Origin of the sequence: Dehalobacter sp. 12DCB1 (assembly GCF_004343605.1) — a bacterium.
Classification (GTDB): Bacteria; Bacillota; Desulfitobacteriia; order Desulfitobacteriales; family Syntrophobotulaceae; genus Dehalobacter.
Window position 1 is genome coordinate 25340 of record NZ_POSF01000002.1, and the last position, 16626, is coordinate 41965.

At 35.3% G+C, this 16626-nt stretch carries 18 protein-coding genes; 13 read left to right on the plus strand and 5 right to left on the minus strand.

All coding sequences use genetic code 11. The features are described from left to right. The first annotated feature begins 8 nt into the window (after positions 1–8). The 13 genes from C1I38_RS00725 to C1I38_RS00775 all read left to right on the plus strand — a co-directional run bounded on the left by C1I38_RS00725 (position 9) and on the right by C1I38_RS00775 (position 9456). Complete coding sequence (locus C1I38_RS00725; RefSeq protein ID WP_119775344.1) at positions 9–905, plus strand: hypothetical protein; 897 nt, start codon at positions 9–11, stop codon at positions 903–905. Positions 906–920: 15 nt separating this feature from the next. Then, positions 921–1091, plus strand: coding sequence for a hypothetical protein (locus C1I38_RS13945; protein WP_165904960.1), 171 nt, complete (start codon positions 921–923; stop codon positions 1089–1091). 16 nt (positions 1092–1107) lie between these two features. Then, positions 1108–1284: a hypothetical protein gene (locus C1I38_RS13950; RefSeq protein WP_165904961.1), complete on the plus strand. Its 177-nt coding sequence runs from the start codon at positions 1108–1110 to the stop codon at positions 1282–1284. Between the two features lie 16 nt (positions 1285–1300). Then, positions 1301–1789, plus strand: coding sequence for a hypothetical protein (locus tag C1I38_RS14150; RefSeq protein ID WP_243109272.1), 489 nt, complete (start codon positions 1301–1303; stop codon positions 1787–1789). 10 nt (positions 1790–1799) lie between these two features. Beyond that, complete coding sequence (locus C1I38_RS00735; RefSeq protein ID WP_119775345.1) at positions 1800–2324, plus strand: hypothetical protein; 525 nt, start codon at positions 1800–1802, stop codon at positions 2322–2324. Between the two features lie 22 nt (positions 2325–2346). Then, the gene (locus tag C1I38_RS00740) at positions 2347–2874 is read left to right on the plus strand and encodes an A24 family peptidase (protein ID WP_119775347.1); all 528 of its coding nucleotides are present in this window, start codon (positions 2347–2349) and stop codon (positions 2872–2874) included. A 161-nt stretch (positions 2875–3035) separates the two neighbouring features. Then, positions 3036–3263 carry a hypothetical protein gene (locus C1I38_RS00745; protein WP_119775349.1) on the plus strand — a complete coding sequence of 76 codons (228 nt, stop codon included), beginning with the start codon at positions 3036–3038 and terminating at the stop codon, positions 3261–3263. Positions 3264–3282: 19 nt separating this feature from the next. Further along, complete coding sequence (locus C1I38_RS00750) at positions 3283–4110, plus strand: hypothetical protein (RefSeq protein ID WP_243103682.1); 828 nt, start codon at positions 3283–3285, stop codon at positions 4108–4110. 12 nt (positions 4111–4122) lie between these two features. After that, positions 4123–5577 carry a radical SAM protein gene (locus tag C1I38_RS00755; RefSeq protein ID WP_119775350.1) on the plus strand — a complete coding sequence of 485 codons (1455 nt, stop codon included), beginning with the start codon at positions 4123–4125 and terminating at the stop codon, positions 5575–5577. A gap of 28 nt (positions 5578–5605) precedes the next feature. After that, entirely contained in the window at positions 5606–6793 is a 1188-nt protein-coding gene (locus C1I38_RS00760; protein WP_119775352.1) for a U32 family peptidase, read from the plus strand. Between the two features lies 1 nt (position 6794). Continuing rightward, positions 6795–7568 carry a hypothetical protein gene (locus tag C1I38_RS00765; protein WP_119775353.1) on the plus strand — a complete coding sequence of 258 codons (774 nt, stop codon included), beginning with the start codon at positions 6795–6797 and terminating at the stop codon, positions 7566–7568. 84 nt (positions 7569–7652) lie between these two features. After that, a complete protein-coding gene (locus C1I38_RS00770) occupies positions 7653–8618 on the plus strand; it encodes a radical SAM protein (protein WP_119775355.1) in 966 nt (321 codons plus the stop codon). A 313-nt stretch (positions 8619–8931) separates the two neighbouring features. Then, on the plus strand, positions 8932–9456 hold the full coding sequence (locus tag C1I38_RS00775; protein WP_119775357.1) for an HD domain-containing phosphohydrolase: 525 nt from the start codon (positions 8932–8934) through the stop codon (positions 9454–9456). A 331-nt stretch (positions 9457–9787) separates the two neighbouring features. On the opposite strand, the gene C1I38_RS14160 is transcribed toward C1I38_RS00775, so the two are convergent. The 5 genes from C1I38_RS14160 to C1I38_RS00800 form a co-directional block, all read right to left on the minus strand. Then, positions 9788–9961: a hypothetical protein gene (locus C1I38_RS14160; protein ID WP_243103684.1), complete on the minus strand. Its 174-nt coding sequence runs from the start codon at positions 9959–9961 to the stop codon at positions 9788–9790. A gap of 359 nt (positions 9962–10320) precedes the next feature. Further along, positions 10321–11808 (minus strand): ATP-binding protein, encoded by a 1488-nt coding sequence (locus C1I38_RS00785; protein WP_119775359.1) that lies wholly within the window; start codon positions 11806–11808, stop codon positions 10321–10323. Between the two features lie 108 nt (positions 11809–11916). Continuing rightward, positions 11917–13665, minus strand: coding sequence for a hypothetical protein (locus tag C1I38_RS00790; protein ID WP_119775360.1), 1749 nt, complete (start codon positions 13663–13665; stop codon positions 11917–11919). Between the two features lie 168 nt (positions 13666–13833). Continuing rightward, the gene (locus tag C1I38_RS00795; protein WP_119775362.1) at positions 13834–14940 is read right to left on the minus strand and encodes a UvrD-helicase domain-containing protein; all 1107 of its coding nucleotides are present in this window, start codon (positions 14938–14940) and stop codon (positions 13834–13836) included. Beyond that, on the minus strand, positions 14933–16573 hold the full coding sequence (locus C1I38_RS00800) for an AAA family ATPase (protein WP_119775364.1): 1641 nt from the start codon (positions 16571–16573) through the stop codon (positions 14933–14935). Before C1I38_RS00800 ends, C1I38_RS00795 begins: the two co-directional genes overlap by 8 nt. Between the last annotated feature and the right edge of the window lie 53 nt (positions 16574–16626).

A 16626-nucleotide genomic window follows, 5' to 3' on the forward strand; every position in this document is an offset into this window, starting at 1 on the left:
GATGTAATATGATGACAATCTTATGCGCCCTGGGCGTTTCCATGGGCTTATTTGTGCTGTTCATAAGCTTCTTTATCAGGAATTCGAGAAAAGAGTTTAAAAGGATTAATTCAATAAGCAGCACGGTTATTACTTATAGGCAAACAAAAGATTCCTTTCTTACAAAAATTAAAAAGTATTTTTCAAAGCAAAGAGAAACTAAAAATAGACATAAAAACAATAAAACAGACCTGATTCTTGAAATTCTCAAGCAGCCGGGAAAACCGTTATCTTTAGGGTATAAGGACTTTAAGACACTTAAGGGCATCAGCCCTTTTTTGTTTACCGTTTTATTTGGCTTTGCCGGTTTGGCTTCTCAAAATATCCTCATCTTAGGTTTTTTAATTGCTGTAGGCTTTTTCACTGGAATTACGGCCCCAACAATTCTTCTCCTATACCTATATGCTCAATACAAGGAGGAATTAACAAATGAATTATCCGAAGCAATGACCTATATCGTCGACCTGCGAAAAGCCGGTCATTCCATTACCGATTCGATAAAAGGATCTCTTTTCGCAACGAATCGATTAAAGCCTCATTTAGAAAAACTTTTGCAAGAAATTTCATTACAAGGACCCCGAATCGCGCTTGCCAAGCTAAGTAAAGAGACCGATATCGAAGAATTTCGGAACTTCGCGGATATTTTGCTGCAGTCGATCACCATCGATAATACCCACATGGTAGCGTACATGGAAAGCAGATCCAAGGATATTGATTATATAGAAGGGTTAAAGGAAATGAGCAGATATAAAAAGCGGAAAATGATTGTCGAAGCTTTGACAACAATACCCTTTATTATGATCCCAATCATTATCCTTGTGCCATTACTGCTGCAAGCAAATCAAAATCTAAGTCAAGTAATGTGAGGGGTGATCTATTTTGTGAAAAACATTTTAAAGGAATTACTAAAAGATGAAAGGGGGGATTTAACCCAAGAAATCATATTACTCATCGGCGGTATCTTGGCAACCGTCGGTTTAGCCATGATCGTATATGGCACAGTAAAAAGCAAAGTAACGAATGATTCAAGCGGTATCAGTGTATTAAATTAAGAAAGGTGATGAAGACATGATCAATTTAATCAAAACGCTTTATAACGATGAGGGTGGGGATGTAATCCAGAATATCATTTGGATCTTCGGCGGTGTTCTCGCTACGATCGGTGCTGTGGCAACCCTGTTTACGACCGTGAAGGGAAAGCTCACCAGTATGAATACAAGCATTAACGGAATAACAACCCCTTAATCAGAAGGAAAGGAGAATGGCAGATAGTATGTTTAAAGCATGCTATCTGCTTATTTTTATGAAAAACAAATTATTGCTTTTTCTTAGAAACCGGAAAAGAAACCCTGATCAAGAAAGAGGATCGTCATTAATCTCGTTCTTAATTGTCTTCGGCCTTTGGATGATGATTTTCTTTGCCTTTTTCTCACTGTTTTTCTTGAATAATATGCAAGGATCAATGATTAATGCCGTTAACCTGGGACTTGAACGGGCTGCTATTGTGGGCGGGACAACAACGGAAGTTCAGACTTTGATAAGAGATCAGCTTGCCCATACCGGGGTAAATGTCAATTCGTTTACGATTACCGGATCGGGCAACGATACGAACCGCATTCCATACGGTCAGTACATTACCATAACAGTTTCAGGGCCGCGCAATTTTACGGATTGGTCGAGCGGTCATCCGGTGGCCGCTTCACAGACAATATCCGTAACGAAAACGATTATGAGTCAGTATTTACCTTAAGGTGATGAACATGAAAATATTAAAAAATATTCGAGACAATGAACGGGGTTCCGCTTTAGTTGAAGTCTTAATATACCTTGGCTTGTTTTTAGCTTTATTTGGGTGGGCAACAGACTATTATCACGCCATAAATATGAAACGCGGAATCATTGACAGCGTAAAGTTTGCCGCCTTGGCAGCAACGGAGCAAACGGATCAGGCTAAGCTTAATCAAGGAATTCTGGCTATCGACTCAGCGAAAGCGGACAGCGTATTTCTCGATATGCTGAAGAAAAATTTATCTTTAGACAATAACCTCGATCCGTTGCCGGGATCGCCGGTGATTGCAATCAACAAAGCAACGCTTTATTACCATGCGTATAATTCTGACGTATTACCGGCGGTAAGCCCTATCGATGGGCATGCGATTAATTACCCCAGTTATGTTGCTTATGTTGAGGTGAAAGTATGGAGGGGTTTCACCCAGCTGGTTGATCCGACTCCCTACTGGACGATAAAGGTTGCCAAAGATGCATCATTGAGAATATCTCCCTAAAAAAATAAAGGAAGGATAGTCTATGACAGAACAACTTTTTTATATAATTCCGATTGTGATGCTGCTGATAAGCACGATAACTGATTGGCGGAGACGAAAAATATATAACTGGATAACTCTCCCTGGTATTTTACTGGGGATTTTTTTTATGACCTGCTTTCATAAGTTCTCCGTCACGTTTTTATTTTCGTACATTTTTATGTTCTTTATCTTAATGATAGTATATTCGCAGAAAGCCATGAGGGGCGGAGATGCAAAGTTATTACTGGCATTAAGTCTGTATTTATCCCCTACAGGATTATTCCTAAATTTAGCAATTTGTATGTTCTCTGCTTTTTTCTATTTTTTGATCAGAACGATTAAATTGAAAGGATTTGCTGGGACTCTTACCGATGTCAGAGCAGATACAATCTCTTTGTTTGTTCTCGGGGAGAATACAAATTATTTTACTAATGAAAAGGCCGAATTTCCGGGCGGGGGTGCAGTTCTAATTGCCATTTCCTTTATTGTAACTCTGTTTTTAAGTCACTTATTCGGCAATTTAATATAAATTTTAGTATAATACCAAAAAATTCCTATATATGTTGTAATATGGTATAAAGAGGTGAGCTTATGAATATCATTGGGCCAATTGTTCTTGGAATAGGCGTGATCGCTCTTGTTGCGGGAGTAGTAAGACATTTAAAAAATAAGTAAAAGGGGTGTTGGTAATTGGTTAAATGGGAACTTGATGTATCAGATAACTTAAATCAAAGAGCTGAAGGTTTCAGCCTTTCTATAGGGTTAGATAAAATTGAATTTATTAAATTTGCAGTTCTTATGCAGTTGGAAAAAATGGAATCCCAAATGGATGGGAGGCGTAAATCGGATTCTGCAGGGGTTAATACCCTATCCAAAGTTTACATTGAAATGAATGATAAACAGGTTCCGGTTGGATAAACGGAAAGGAGAATGCACGATGTTTAATAAAAAAAATAAAATGATATTCCCAATTATTTTTCTTATTTTATCGCTATTGTTATTTGGCTGCGGTTCAAAAAAAGCTGTTCCTCAACCCCAGACCACAAAACCTGCAGTAAAGAATACGGAAACTCAAAATAATAATCAATCAGACAACCAAAAGACCGAGAAAGAATTGCAGCCTATTAAGGAACTGCCAAAAGCCGATGAAGACAGTAACTCACAAACCGAAAAGAAATCTCAGATTAAACATAACCCACAAGGTGAGAATAACTCACAATCTGGGACTTTACCAACTTCCGGAGCAGCACAAAAAGGATCAGGAACGACAAATACTAAGCCTCAGCCCGTAACAAATCCGGACCTGTCTTTGTATAGCTTAGGATATCCGATTGATTTAAAAAACGATGCTGCAAAGACAGATAAAGAAAAGGCAGCTTATGAAGCAGGGGCAAAATGGCTATCGGTATTCCGGACAACAGATTACAAACAGCTGCAATCGACTGCCCAAATGCCGGGCAGCAATTATACAACAGTTCATTTCCAGCAAGAATTGGATAATTACTTCCCTAGTTTTAAATCCGAAAGTATAAACAATAAGGATACAAGACAGGTGAAATCAATTTATCTTGAAGATATCAGCTTTAATCAAATCCCTCAATTAAACAACCAAGAAGGCGCTTTTTTGAAGTTTGTGACCGTGATTAATGCAGCTAAAAACGGCGGCAACTATTGGGTAAGCAAATATGAAGAGCGCGTGATATTACTTCAGGTAAACGGTGTTTGGAAAGTTGATTCCGAACAAGCAAGCCAATTAGAGAATTAGGAGAGAAAATTTATGAATTTAATTTCTAAAGATGAGTTGCATCAATTTCGCAAATATAACAATCGATATGAAAGACAGCTCAGAAGTTGTAATTATCGGTTAATCATGCCGGGATTGAATTCTTCGGAGATTTTGGAAGTCATAGACGATAATAAACGGATGATGTTTTCATCATCGCTAAAACAGTTTGAACGTCATAAAGATCTTTTTAAAAACGATATTGATTTCAAAAGAATGGATGCCATTGAGAATATGGGCTACCCCGATACGACAACTCTTATTGTCAAAACTACCCATGCTTGTAATTTGCACTGCCCATATTGTTATGATGTCATGTTTCGCCAGGATCTGAATGCCGAAGGAAATAGAATATCGCTTGATCTTGTTAAGCAACTGCTTAAGGTATTTAAAAGTGTAAATATTGGGTCTTGGATATGGCACGGGGGAGAACCGTTACTGATTGACCATGATTTTTATGAAACAGCCAATGATTTAATCAGACAGCAATTTAAGAATGTGGATATCTGTATGCAATCCAATTTAACTTTAATCGATGATGATAATGCAGCTATGCTAAGTAAATTTAACATCCGCCCCGGCTTTAGTTTTGACGGGTTAACCAATCATTTAACCCGCAAGAATACCGGTCAATTAATGAAGTCGTTGGCCTTGGCAGATAAATACGGCATTATGGGCGGGGCCATTATAATTCTCACCAAAGATAACATCCACCACATGATTGAAGAGTACGAGTATTTTAAGCGCTTGGGAATCGGATGTAAAATGAACCTCATTTTCTCAGCCAGTAAAAATGCATACTCCTATACCTTGGAGGGTAAAGTTGTTGCAAAAGAACTTTGCAAATTCTTCGATTACTGGATTAAGGATACTTATAGACCGGCTGATTCCGATATATGCGAAAGGTATCTCCGGACAGCGTTAGAAGCCGGAGGCTCCTGTAGTTTTGCTGATTGCGCAAGCAATTGGTTTTCAACTCAGCCCGATGGCACGATTTATCACTGCGGCCGCGACTGGCCCGAAAACGCATCAGTGTCTTTCGGCAATATATTTGATATGGAGTCAGTCCAAGATATTCTTAATCATCCCAATCATCAACGTTGGATAGAGGGTACCCGCCGAATGCTTGAAAACTGCAGTGATTGTGATTTTTACTTTTCCTGTCACTGTGGCTGCTTTAACGATAATTTGCAATATGATTTATCGATGAATAAGCCTGAACCTGAAAATTGTTATATCCATAGACAGGTCATCAGCCATATCATTCGGGTTATCAATGAAATTGATTTTGATGATATGCCTAAATATAACCCAAGATTTCTTAATTTCCTTTTCACGAATCAATTCCGGAGCGCCAAGATGATCGATAAGATTTTAGATGAGTCGATTAAGCTTATTAATGCCCCGGTTCAGGCGGAAAATAAGCTTAAGGAGTTTTTAGTCGTTTAATAAATATTAAGAAAAGAGTGTAATTTGTATGATCAATATATTTAAGAAAAAACAAACCATTTCTCTAAAGAGCCTGCCAAGAGAAATGGTTTTTTCTGTTCCTTTATTATTCGATTTCGATTATATAAAGCAGTTATCTAATCTCAACAGCAAAAACACAAAGTATAAAATTCATTCTGCTTATAACAGTCTCCCTTACACTTCTTATGCCAAGTCAGGTTTTGAACATGGCCGGTCTGTTAATTTTCAGGAAAACAGCAAAATACTTACCTTAGAGGATTTAAGGCCGTATATCCAAGAGCTCGATAAGAATAATATCGAGTTCATTTATTTAATGAATAGCATTTCAACCATTTCGCTTTATGATTTCGAATCCAATATCCCTCAGTTCAAGCAGTTTGTCAGCCATCTTGCCGATATAGGCGTTAGAAGCATAACCGTGGGCAGCCAGCTTCTGGCTGATTTTTTAAAGGAAGAATTCAATGGGTTATCTGTCAATGCTTCAACGATGATGGATATCCGTTCGATCACCCAAGCAAAGTATGTTGTTGAAAATTTAGGAATTTCCAATATTATTCCTGCTTCTGATCTGAATAAAGATTTTGCTTTTATCGAGTCATTTAAAAAGTTATTTCCGGAAACCGGTTTAGAACTTATGGCAGATGAAGCTTGTATCTATGGCTGCCCTACAAAGAATATTCATTATACTCTGTTTGGCAGGCAGGAAAATATTCATCGATGCAGCCCGGTCTTCCGTGAATTTCCGAAGTTTATCTGTGACCGAATAACAGGCTGTAACCCCGCTATTCAAATGGTTCTAAACAGAATAATTTATCCTTGGGAATTAACTGAATTAGAAAAAGCCGGAGCTAATAGTATTAAGCTAGTTGGCAGGGACCATCCAAAGCCCGAATTATTAAATAAGATTCGGGCTTACATGATTGGAGCAACGGACAAAGAATATGCGCTCAACGAGTTTTACAATACTTATAACTCTCGTTTTATGAACACAGCGTTCAGTCAATATGGGACTTTAAGAATGAATAAAGTCATTGAATACATGCCTGATATTAACCATTTTATAAAAAATAAACCGCAGTGTTCTTCCCAGTGCGGTGCTGCCTGTGATTACTGCTTTCATAAAGCCGCTTTGATTGAAAAATATGTGCTGGCCAAAAATACAACAAATAATCTATCTTGTGCTGCAGGTGATTGAAATGTCAAGAACGTATACGCGATTAAAAAAATTACTCTTTGCTTTTGTTTCACTTAGCATCCTTCATACCTCAATAACTCAAGATGTCATTGGAAATAATTATCCTGACCGGCCGCATTCTAAGGATGGCAAATATTCAACATCATGGGGATTGAAGTTTTCGCTTGAGCCGGAGAAAGCCTTTGCCTGGGTTCAATGGACCTGGCCTCAGTCAAGTTGGAGTAATTACACAAATTATGGGGCTTATACGAATGTTTATAACAATATTTACGGTAATTATGTCAATTGGAATGCCAATTATTCAAATGCCGGTGTTTGGGAAAACCATACCAACTGGCAAAACCATACCGAAACCTATTCCCAATACAGCCAATACTCTAATTACAGCAATTACAGTAATTATGGCAATTATTATAATTACAGCAATTATTACAATTATAGCAATTACTACAATTGGGGTAATTGGGATAACTATGTACCGCCGCCGACAGTTACAGCCAGTGTTCAAGCTGTAGCTTTTCCTGGGACGACAATTCAAATTACAGCAACGACCGCGGGTACTGTTACTCAGGTTACAGCAATAAATTCTCTAAATTCGACGACTATAACGTTTGTTAATACATCCGGTAATACGTGGGTGGGTAGTTATAACGTACCTGCTGGCACAGCAAGGCAACCAATTACCTTTACCGTAACAGCAAGAAACAGTACCGGATCTGCAAATGCCGTAACGGTAACAAATGTTAAGACATTCCAAAGTGTTATTACGAGATGATGAATATAACGCTTATTAAGCCGCGATTGCATTTTTCGAAAGAGATAAAAGTTAATTTCATAAATTATTGAGGAGTTTTTTAGAATGAATATAATGTTAAATAACTATTGCAACTTAAAGTGTTCCTATTGTTTTGCAAACTGTGACCCCAAAAACAAGGTTAATATCTCAGATGAATATTACGCTTACATTCTTGACTTCTTTAAAAGATCCGGGCATTCGGAATTAAGGCTTCTAGGGGGGGAGCCAACCTTGCACCCGAAATTCGAGCAATGGGTTAATGACGGAATTAAAGATCCTTTCTTTCATAAGATTCAATTATTTTCTAATGCCCTTGCTCTGGATCAGAAGTTGAGCCATTCCATTGTCCACCCCAAAGTATCTTTCTTAATTAATCTTAATGGCCCAAAAGTAATCGGCGAAAACATATATAGCAAAACTGTCAATAATGTTGAAAATATGGTTTTCGAATACCGAAGAAGAAATATCGAGCCTCGTGTAACGCTCGGTATTAATATTTTTGAGCCTCATTTTGATTACAGTTATATTATTGAAGAGAGCAAGAAGTTAAACTTAAAAACCATTCGTTATAGTATCACGGTCCCGTCTAATAATAATCAAGCCGGGACTCTTCAGCATTATGAAAGTTATGTCCCTCGTTTGGTCGAGTTCTTGGACTCATGTCATGAAAATGGAATTATGCCCCATATAGACTGTAACAACCCTCCAAAGTGTATCTTTTCAAATGAGGAACTTGTTAATTTCATTTATTCCGGTTTTGACCTTGTTCATAGAGAAATGTGTCGGCCGGTAATGGATATACGACCGGATTTAAGTGTAGCGCGTTGTTTTGTCTTTGAGGATTATCTTTCCGTAAATATTAAAGATTTCGATACCGTTGCGAAAATTCAAGAATTCTTTATTCGTGAGATCGATAGCAAACGTTTTTTTAATCCCGCCTTTAAAGAATGTGGTGGGTGTAGATTCTGGCAGGAGAAGAAATGCCAGGGTGGATGTTTAGGTTACAATATTCAGAACAAATCAGCCTAGTATGATTGTGTATTAAAGGGTATAAGCACAAAATTATTGGCAGCTCTATGCCGAATAGATTTTAAGTGTAATTCATCACTTCTTGATGATTTGATGCCCTGGTAATCCAAACTCCAAGCTGCAGAATGCACAAAATAAAACTAGACCCCGGTGTGACCGGGGTTTAACTTTGTCAAATGCACGTGTTTATATCAATATATATCAGCATTATTCACAATACTTAAACTTCTTAGAGAGGTTGCAACGAATAATGAAATTCTATGGAATAATGCGCACTTAAAGACAAGTTCATATTTATTGAGAGGAGAAAATTATGTCGGATGTAATATATTTAAGGGATCTCAGACACGCTATTAGAGTCGCAAATATGAGTAAACGCCTAGCTGATTTTTTAAGTTTATCGGAAGAAGATAAAAGTAAGTATTATATATCCTCATTATTTCATGATTTAGGTAAATCTTTTTTATCCCAGGATATTGTAAATAAACCAGGTAATTTAACAAGTGAAGAAAGAAGGCATATTGAGACCCACTCTATTTTGAGTTACAAAGAAGTAAAAAAAATTGGTTATCCGGAAGAAATAGCAATTAATATCTTGTACCATCATGAAAACTTTGATGGAACCGGATACCCTTATGGACGTAAAGGGCAATTCATCCCTTTAGGAGCAAGAATTATAAGGATCACAGATACTTTCGATGCTTTAACAAGTGATAGATCTTATCGTAGGGCTATGAAAGCAGAAACTGCATTTGAAATTATGAAAAGGCAAAAAGAATTTTATGATCCGGAACTTTATAAACTTTTTTACCTTTTATACACTAAGAATGAATTTTAGATTGTAAGTCGCATCGAAGTCCACATGATCTTGTTTCAATCAATACACATAGGACAGGACGCCGTCAAACGGGAAAAGTTATACGGCGATTGGGGACATCTAGCAGGCACTTTTTCAAAACTAATTTGTAATTGCCAATTTTCAGGACGAAGGGGGTACTGTCGATCAGAATCGCAATTCGCCCTTCCAGCATTTTAGCTGAAACAATGTCGGGTTTTTTCCGTATTGCCGATTGTTGCAAAGACGGTAAAAGGGTCATCTTCAATGAATTGTTCAACTTTTCGGCGAATCAATGTAATATTGGTAAGAATCCTTTCTGTAAATCCTTCTCTTAGTCCTCGGACCACGGAATCTTCTGCGGCATTTCCACACTGCAGCTCTCGCCGCCCCCAGTCATGGCCAATGCCCCTGATGAACCATTGATCAATAAAACAATGTTCCCGGACAGGCACTCTTCTATCACTTCTTCGAGCGATGCAATCTCTCTGACATATACCGAAAGCATGGGTTTTATAGTACTTTGTGAATGGTCTAGTTTTTGTCGTTATTAATTTTCTTCTAACATACATCCTGTACTTTTTATAGATTGTGTAGCAAGGCCCAGGGCACAGGGGCAAGGAATCGGAGAAGGGGGCCGTTTAGGAGGGTAGGAGGTCTTAGTTTTATACATTTACGCAATAATTAGGAGAGGTATGTGCCTCCTCGCCTCGACTGTGTTTGGACGTCACCTTTGAGACAATCTCACGCTCACAATCGCAAAATTACACGTTCTTACACGATTATACACGATATACACGATTGTTGTTAAACCGTTATGTGGATAATGAAAATCTTAGTTATTACTGTTAGCTTTTTGACGTTTTACTAAACTTTGTTTTGTAATATCCTTAAACATTGATCAAGTAATCTTTCATTATTGATTATTATAATAGAAAGCTTTTTTCTTGTTCTGGTTACGATTTGAAAAAGCATTTTTGTTGGATGATAATAAGGAGTTGTAGAATAACCCCAAGTATTTAATTTCCCGTCCTTGTAATAAAAATGTCGATCAATTACGGCGACCACATTATCGTATTCTTGTCCAATTACTTTATGCGCATTATCTTCGTCGTTTTTTTGATACTTTTCATATGGGTATGTATGGTATCTTGATGGAGTAAAATTAATAACCTTCCATCCTTTATTATCAAGATAACCAATATACTTCTTCGCATCTTCTGGATCAGTAAAATATTGGATATCAATATTCTCGTAATTTTGATTCGGATTCTTCTTTGAAAGATCGAACAAATTTTTAATAAATGAAGCGATCTCTTTGTTCGTTCTAATTTTTTCGGTTAATCTGAATTCGTGCGGTGAAAGTTTTTTCGAAATGTATTTTGGTATATTATTTCTTATTTCATATGATGACAAGGTTTGCTGAGAATCATAAGAAAAGATAATTTTAGTGTTATTATCTTTTATTTCTTCTAATATATCATCCAATTGGTGCGTATATATTCTCTGGGTTTCATCAATAAATATGATATCATATGTTTTCAGGTCATAATCTTTATATAATTTAATTGAAGTAATTGGCCATTTATGTGCCGTCTTTAGCAAATATTGACCGCTATTTAAACTTCCACAATGAATTATTAAAATCTTATTTGAATTGGATATGTATTCTTTTGCGATATCATAAGTCAAAAGCGTTTTACCGGTTCCGGCAGATCCATGTATTGAGATATAAGCATTACCCGGACTAGCGCATAATTTTGCTATTTCATTCTTAATCCTTTCTTGATGATCGGTTAAAAAATATCTATTATTAATAAATGCTTCGGTTGAGTTAAATGGAGACACTAAATAATTAGTTGGATCGAACAGTTTGTTTACGTCTTCGATATACGCTAGTTCCTGCTTATATAATAAAGTAATTAAATAATTAAGGTCGGTTTCTTCGATGCTGCCATCGTCTTTTAGTATAAATAGCTTATTGATTCCAGCAACAAAGGTAAAACAATAGACTTCTACTCCTAAAAAACTCAAATAATACTTATTCTTATTGAGTTGTTTTTGGATCTTTTCATTAGTTGTCTCATTTTTTAGCTCAATATTAATTATGTAATTTTTGCCAAACCTTAAAAGGTCAAACTCCTTACTGATTTGGTTTATTGTAAATCCCACAAAAAATTCATCAAATACTATCAGCTTATTAGTGCTAGCAAAAATATTACTCACAAAAAGCTCCAAATCATTTAATTCGTTATCTTTAATTTTTATTGCAAAATTATCTTTGTATAACTCAAAAACCGTTTCTTGCAGATCTTTGTTTGCATTAATCAAAGACAATAAATTAACAGATTTCAATTTTAGTATTACCTTTCTATTTCCATAAACATGCAATTAACAAGTTCATAGTGTCGTTCTTTTTCATTGAGTTATTATAATACACCTATGATGTTCAAAACTTCAGATTTACTGACTATCAGATTTTGTTACTATTAAGACTCCCTCATTTGAGCCATCTGTATTATTAGATAATATTTTATATTTAATTTCTAAGTTGTCTTTCGGTGATTGAATTAAGATAATCTTATTAAGAAATTTAAGTTCCTTGGGGCGTAAGTCGTTTTCAAGTTTGAGTTCAATAATGTAAAAATCTTTGTCGTCATAGGTGTTTTGTGCAATGTATGTGTCTAGTTCAGTATAAAAATTCTCAGATGTATATTCATAAGTACCATTGTGATTTTTAGGTTTGTACCAACTCTGATTTTTTGGCTCTACAGATACATTACTATCCGCTTTAAATCCAAATACACTGCTAATAATCCCGTTTTCTTTGCAGAAAGGCTCTGCCATGTACTGAATAAAATCATTTGTAGGATATTGATTTCCTTGAAAAAGCCCGACAGAAGACTTATCTATAAAAAGTTTAACAGTAATGTTTTTATCAGGGTTTTCACTTATATTATGTATAGCTATTGGAAGAGCGCAGCACATTCTAATATTGTTTATAAAATCAATTAATATCTTATATATGGCAATTTCACACTGTAAATCAATTATTAAATCATGTTTTTGTTTTTCAACATCACTACCATGGTATTTATATGATGTGTTTCCAAAAGTGCCAAGGTTCACTTCCTTTTTTAAGTTACCAACAAAGAAAAATTCTTTTTCTATTTCAAGATCAAATAATTCTTTAATTTCTCTGATATAATCTTCTTTCTTTGTATCGGGAATTTCAGCATAGCTACTAAAAAGTTCAAGAATATTTGGTATAAAACTCGTACTATTATGAGGAACCAAATTCTTAAGCATACCTGAACTGATAAGACTTTGAGGTTCAGGATTTATTTCATTTATTGCGATTATCTCATTTTCCTTTTCTTTTAACTCCTCAGTATCGTGGGTTGGTAATTTAATGCTATCTATATCCCTAATTAAGTTAAAACAATTATCTCTACAACTCTGCAAATATTTTTTATAACTATAGTACTTAGTAATATTGCACTCCGGCATAGTTGGTGAGTATTCATTTGTTTCTTGATTATAAAAAACTAACTCAAGTTTAGCATGTTGAAAAACACTTTTTAACATGCCCCCGCTTGTAAGGTCTATCCAATCAAATATTCTTTTATCAAAATCTACCTTTGAAATGTTCTTTCCTTTTGTTCCTAGTAGCATCTGAGTAAAAATTACCGATGCTGCAATTAGTTCTAAACATTTATAATCCAATCTAAATTCTTTAAAGGATAAATATTTATGTAGTGCATCTCTGGTAATGCTTTGTAAAATTAATTCATCAAAAGGTAGCACAGTAATTGTTATATTATGTGTATCAAAAAAAGTTGTATCGAAGCCTTCTAAGGATTTTCTGGATTTTTCAGGTATAACCCCTGTTTTATAATATGATATAGCATTTATAAAAGTATTTGCATCCTCATCGCATGAACCAATAAGAAAAATCGAGTATTCCTTGGATGGTGCTTCTGTCGCAAGTTCATTCATCCATGCCACTATACTACTTTTATTAAATAGATTTATGGATGATTTTACTTGTATCGATTTTATTAGACTCCCTTGTGATTCAAGAGCTATATCTACTTTATTTCCTATTGGGTATTCTACATAAATTTTGTCCCAGAACTCTTGCGTTAATGCCTCTAGCACAGATGCAAAGCCTTGATAGAGAAAACCTCGTATAGATTCTTTACCACCCACATTATCACCCTCTCATTAATGCTAGGACAGTACCCCTCATAGTTAGTATTTATTTACGTTTTACTATTAAACAAAAGGAGACAAGTATCATACTTTTTTGAAAAGAATTTTTGTTTTTTAGCATGGTAAGTCCTTATTAGAAGCTGTTTTTTAATTTGAAATTATATATTAATACTTTTCACATCCTTCAATAGTTTCATTATCTCTATAATCAAAAACTATTGCAGTACTGAATTTTGCCCTTGTTACGGCAACATAAAATTTCGATTTGCTTTGGTCTTTCAAACTTGTAGAATGGTTTCTCATCCAATCAGTCATTGGTTTTGTGGCATAAAGCAACACTCTTTCAAAAGTTAGCCCTTTTGATTCACCGATGTTAATAGCGGGATAATTAATATTTACTAGTGTTTTAACGCTATCTCTTAGCTGTACCGGTCTAAACTTCTTCAAATATTCATCCACATCAGATGATTTTAATAAAAAAACTCCGTCATGTTCGCTAGTTTTGTCGCTCTTTGACTCACAAGCCTCATATTCCGGAAAAATGCTGTTTGCAAATATACAAATTTTATTATTATTTCTATAAGAGTGTTTAAGTGAAGATATGTCGATTTTACACGATATTCCTTCGCATTTTTCTTGAATATATTTATCTATTGCACCGTTAATATATGATTTGTTTTTTTGCTCATCATGTGTGTGATATGTAACTTGGCGAGGATCTCCTACCATCAATAAATTGTCTGCATTTTGCATTAAACACTTGATCAAATCCAAGTCATAACCAGCCATATCCTGAATCTCATCAATAAAAATATATTGATAGATTTTACAGATTCTCTTTATCACATCACCATTTGTTCTTTCGTTACAACGAAAAGCAAATTTCGATAATTTATCGGTATATAGTCTGTACTGGGGATCAAAATAATGCATATTAACATCGGTCTCGGGAAAGCAAATCGGTTTACCCCTAAAGAAATATTTAACCGCTGATTTTGTATTTACCAACAAAATACCGTTTATTCTATGTTCCGTTAGCACCCCTTGAAAAGGTTTTACGCCATGCTGTAACAGAAAAGAAAACCATGTTTGTATCATGACATTTGGCGGAACCGCACCGTTAACTTCAATGAATTTCTTTAGTATCTCTTTACTGTTTGCTTCGGTGAAAGTGGTAATCAACACTTTTGAATGTTTAACCATAAGTGCTTGTTCTACGATATATGTTGTTTTCCCCGAGCCTGCCGCAGCAATAATCAACTTATTATTCATTGTCTTTAACAGCTTTTGAAATATAATCAGGATAATTAATTTTTTCGGAGCTCGAAAATATTTTTAAGGCACATTCCGTTTTTTCATTTTTCATATATATACGCAAATCATCTTCTTTCTTGTAAGAAGTTCCCAACACTTTATTAAATAGAGTAAGATTATTTGCTTTAAGTAATTTTGGTTCAAGCGTATTGTAGTTATAAGCTTGTTTCCCAATTACCAAAGATCCCGTATCAACATTTAAGTCCACGCATAATTTGACGTAAGGTTTCAGATTTTCCCCAATATAGTTTACATATTTTTTATTTATTGCTTCGATATCACCATCATTATCTGTGACAACTGTAACCTGTTTATATAATAAATCGGCTATCTCTAAAAATCTCAAAAACGACGTACCCACCGAAATAACATCAATTCCGTCTTGGATCGGAAGCCTACCGTCATGTAAGTCCATATATGCCCTTTGAACAACAAGTTCATCCGAATCACCTTCGACTAAAATAGCGCTTTCACATAAAATGAGCCGAAGCGTATCATACCCGGCAATCTTTTTGAAAAACTCGTTTGACTTTAAGTTCGAGAACCGAATTGCTTTTTGCTGGTTAAGTAATAAGATATTATCAAGTCCAAGTTTATTTGCAACGAAACTACTGTGGGTGGAGATAATGATTTGTTTTTCATTATACTTAGCTTCAATTGCGGAAATTAATTGATTCAGTTTTGTATGTGAAAGATGGCATTCAGGCTCCTCAAGTAAAATAATATTTGCTTCTTGAGCTTTCTTGTGCGATAAGGCTAATTCCGTTTTGACGACGCATTGTTCGCCCTTGCCGATATTGCTAAACGGGATGCTATCAAGTTGGGTTATCAAGCTACTTTCCCAAGCACTTTTGGTTCCCAGTTCAACACTCAGTTCGATTTTCTTTTTTGTAATTGATGGCAGTGTATTAATTTTTTTATTGATCTCTGCTATCGAACTGTCACTCATGAAGTTTTCTTTCATTTTTCTATGAGCCTGCGCCACATGAGTAATATCATCAGAATCCAATAGATTCCTTATGATTCTTGAAATATAGACATCTGAACCATTCTGAAACCTGCTACTTGTTGAGTCGATCATGGCACATTTCATCAAAATACCCTTGCTAGTAATTGCTTGCCGTGCAAATGACTCCCAAACCACGTCATAATATTCAATCGGCAAACTTAACAAATCGCGTGAAGTAATTAAGGATTCATACTCATCATTGTATTTTTCGTTATACTCAACTTTGAGCATAAGTCCTTCAGCTTTCGTTTTTTCAGCATTTCCATTGCCTTCAAACAAAGGGCATGTACCTTCAGAAAAATATAGTTCTATAATAAAGCTCGGAGGCAATACTTTTTCACCTTTGCTTATTGATTCAATATAATTAGATATAACTTCATTATTGAACATATACTGCGACAATTCCGTCTTAATATGTCTACCATTATATAAACCCGTAAGAGCAATATTTATAGCTTCTAGGATCGTTGATTTTCCCGCTTCGTTATTTCCAACAAGAATATTAATACCTTCATTAACTTCAAGAATAAATTCGCCTTTAAAGCACTTAAAATTACATATCCGAATTTTTCTTATAGACATAAGGTAATCTCCTTGTCAGTAACAAAAGATGTCTTAATCAAACTTGTTGAATC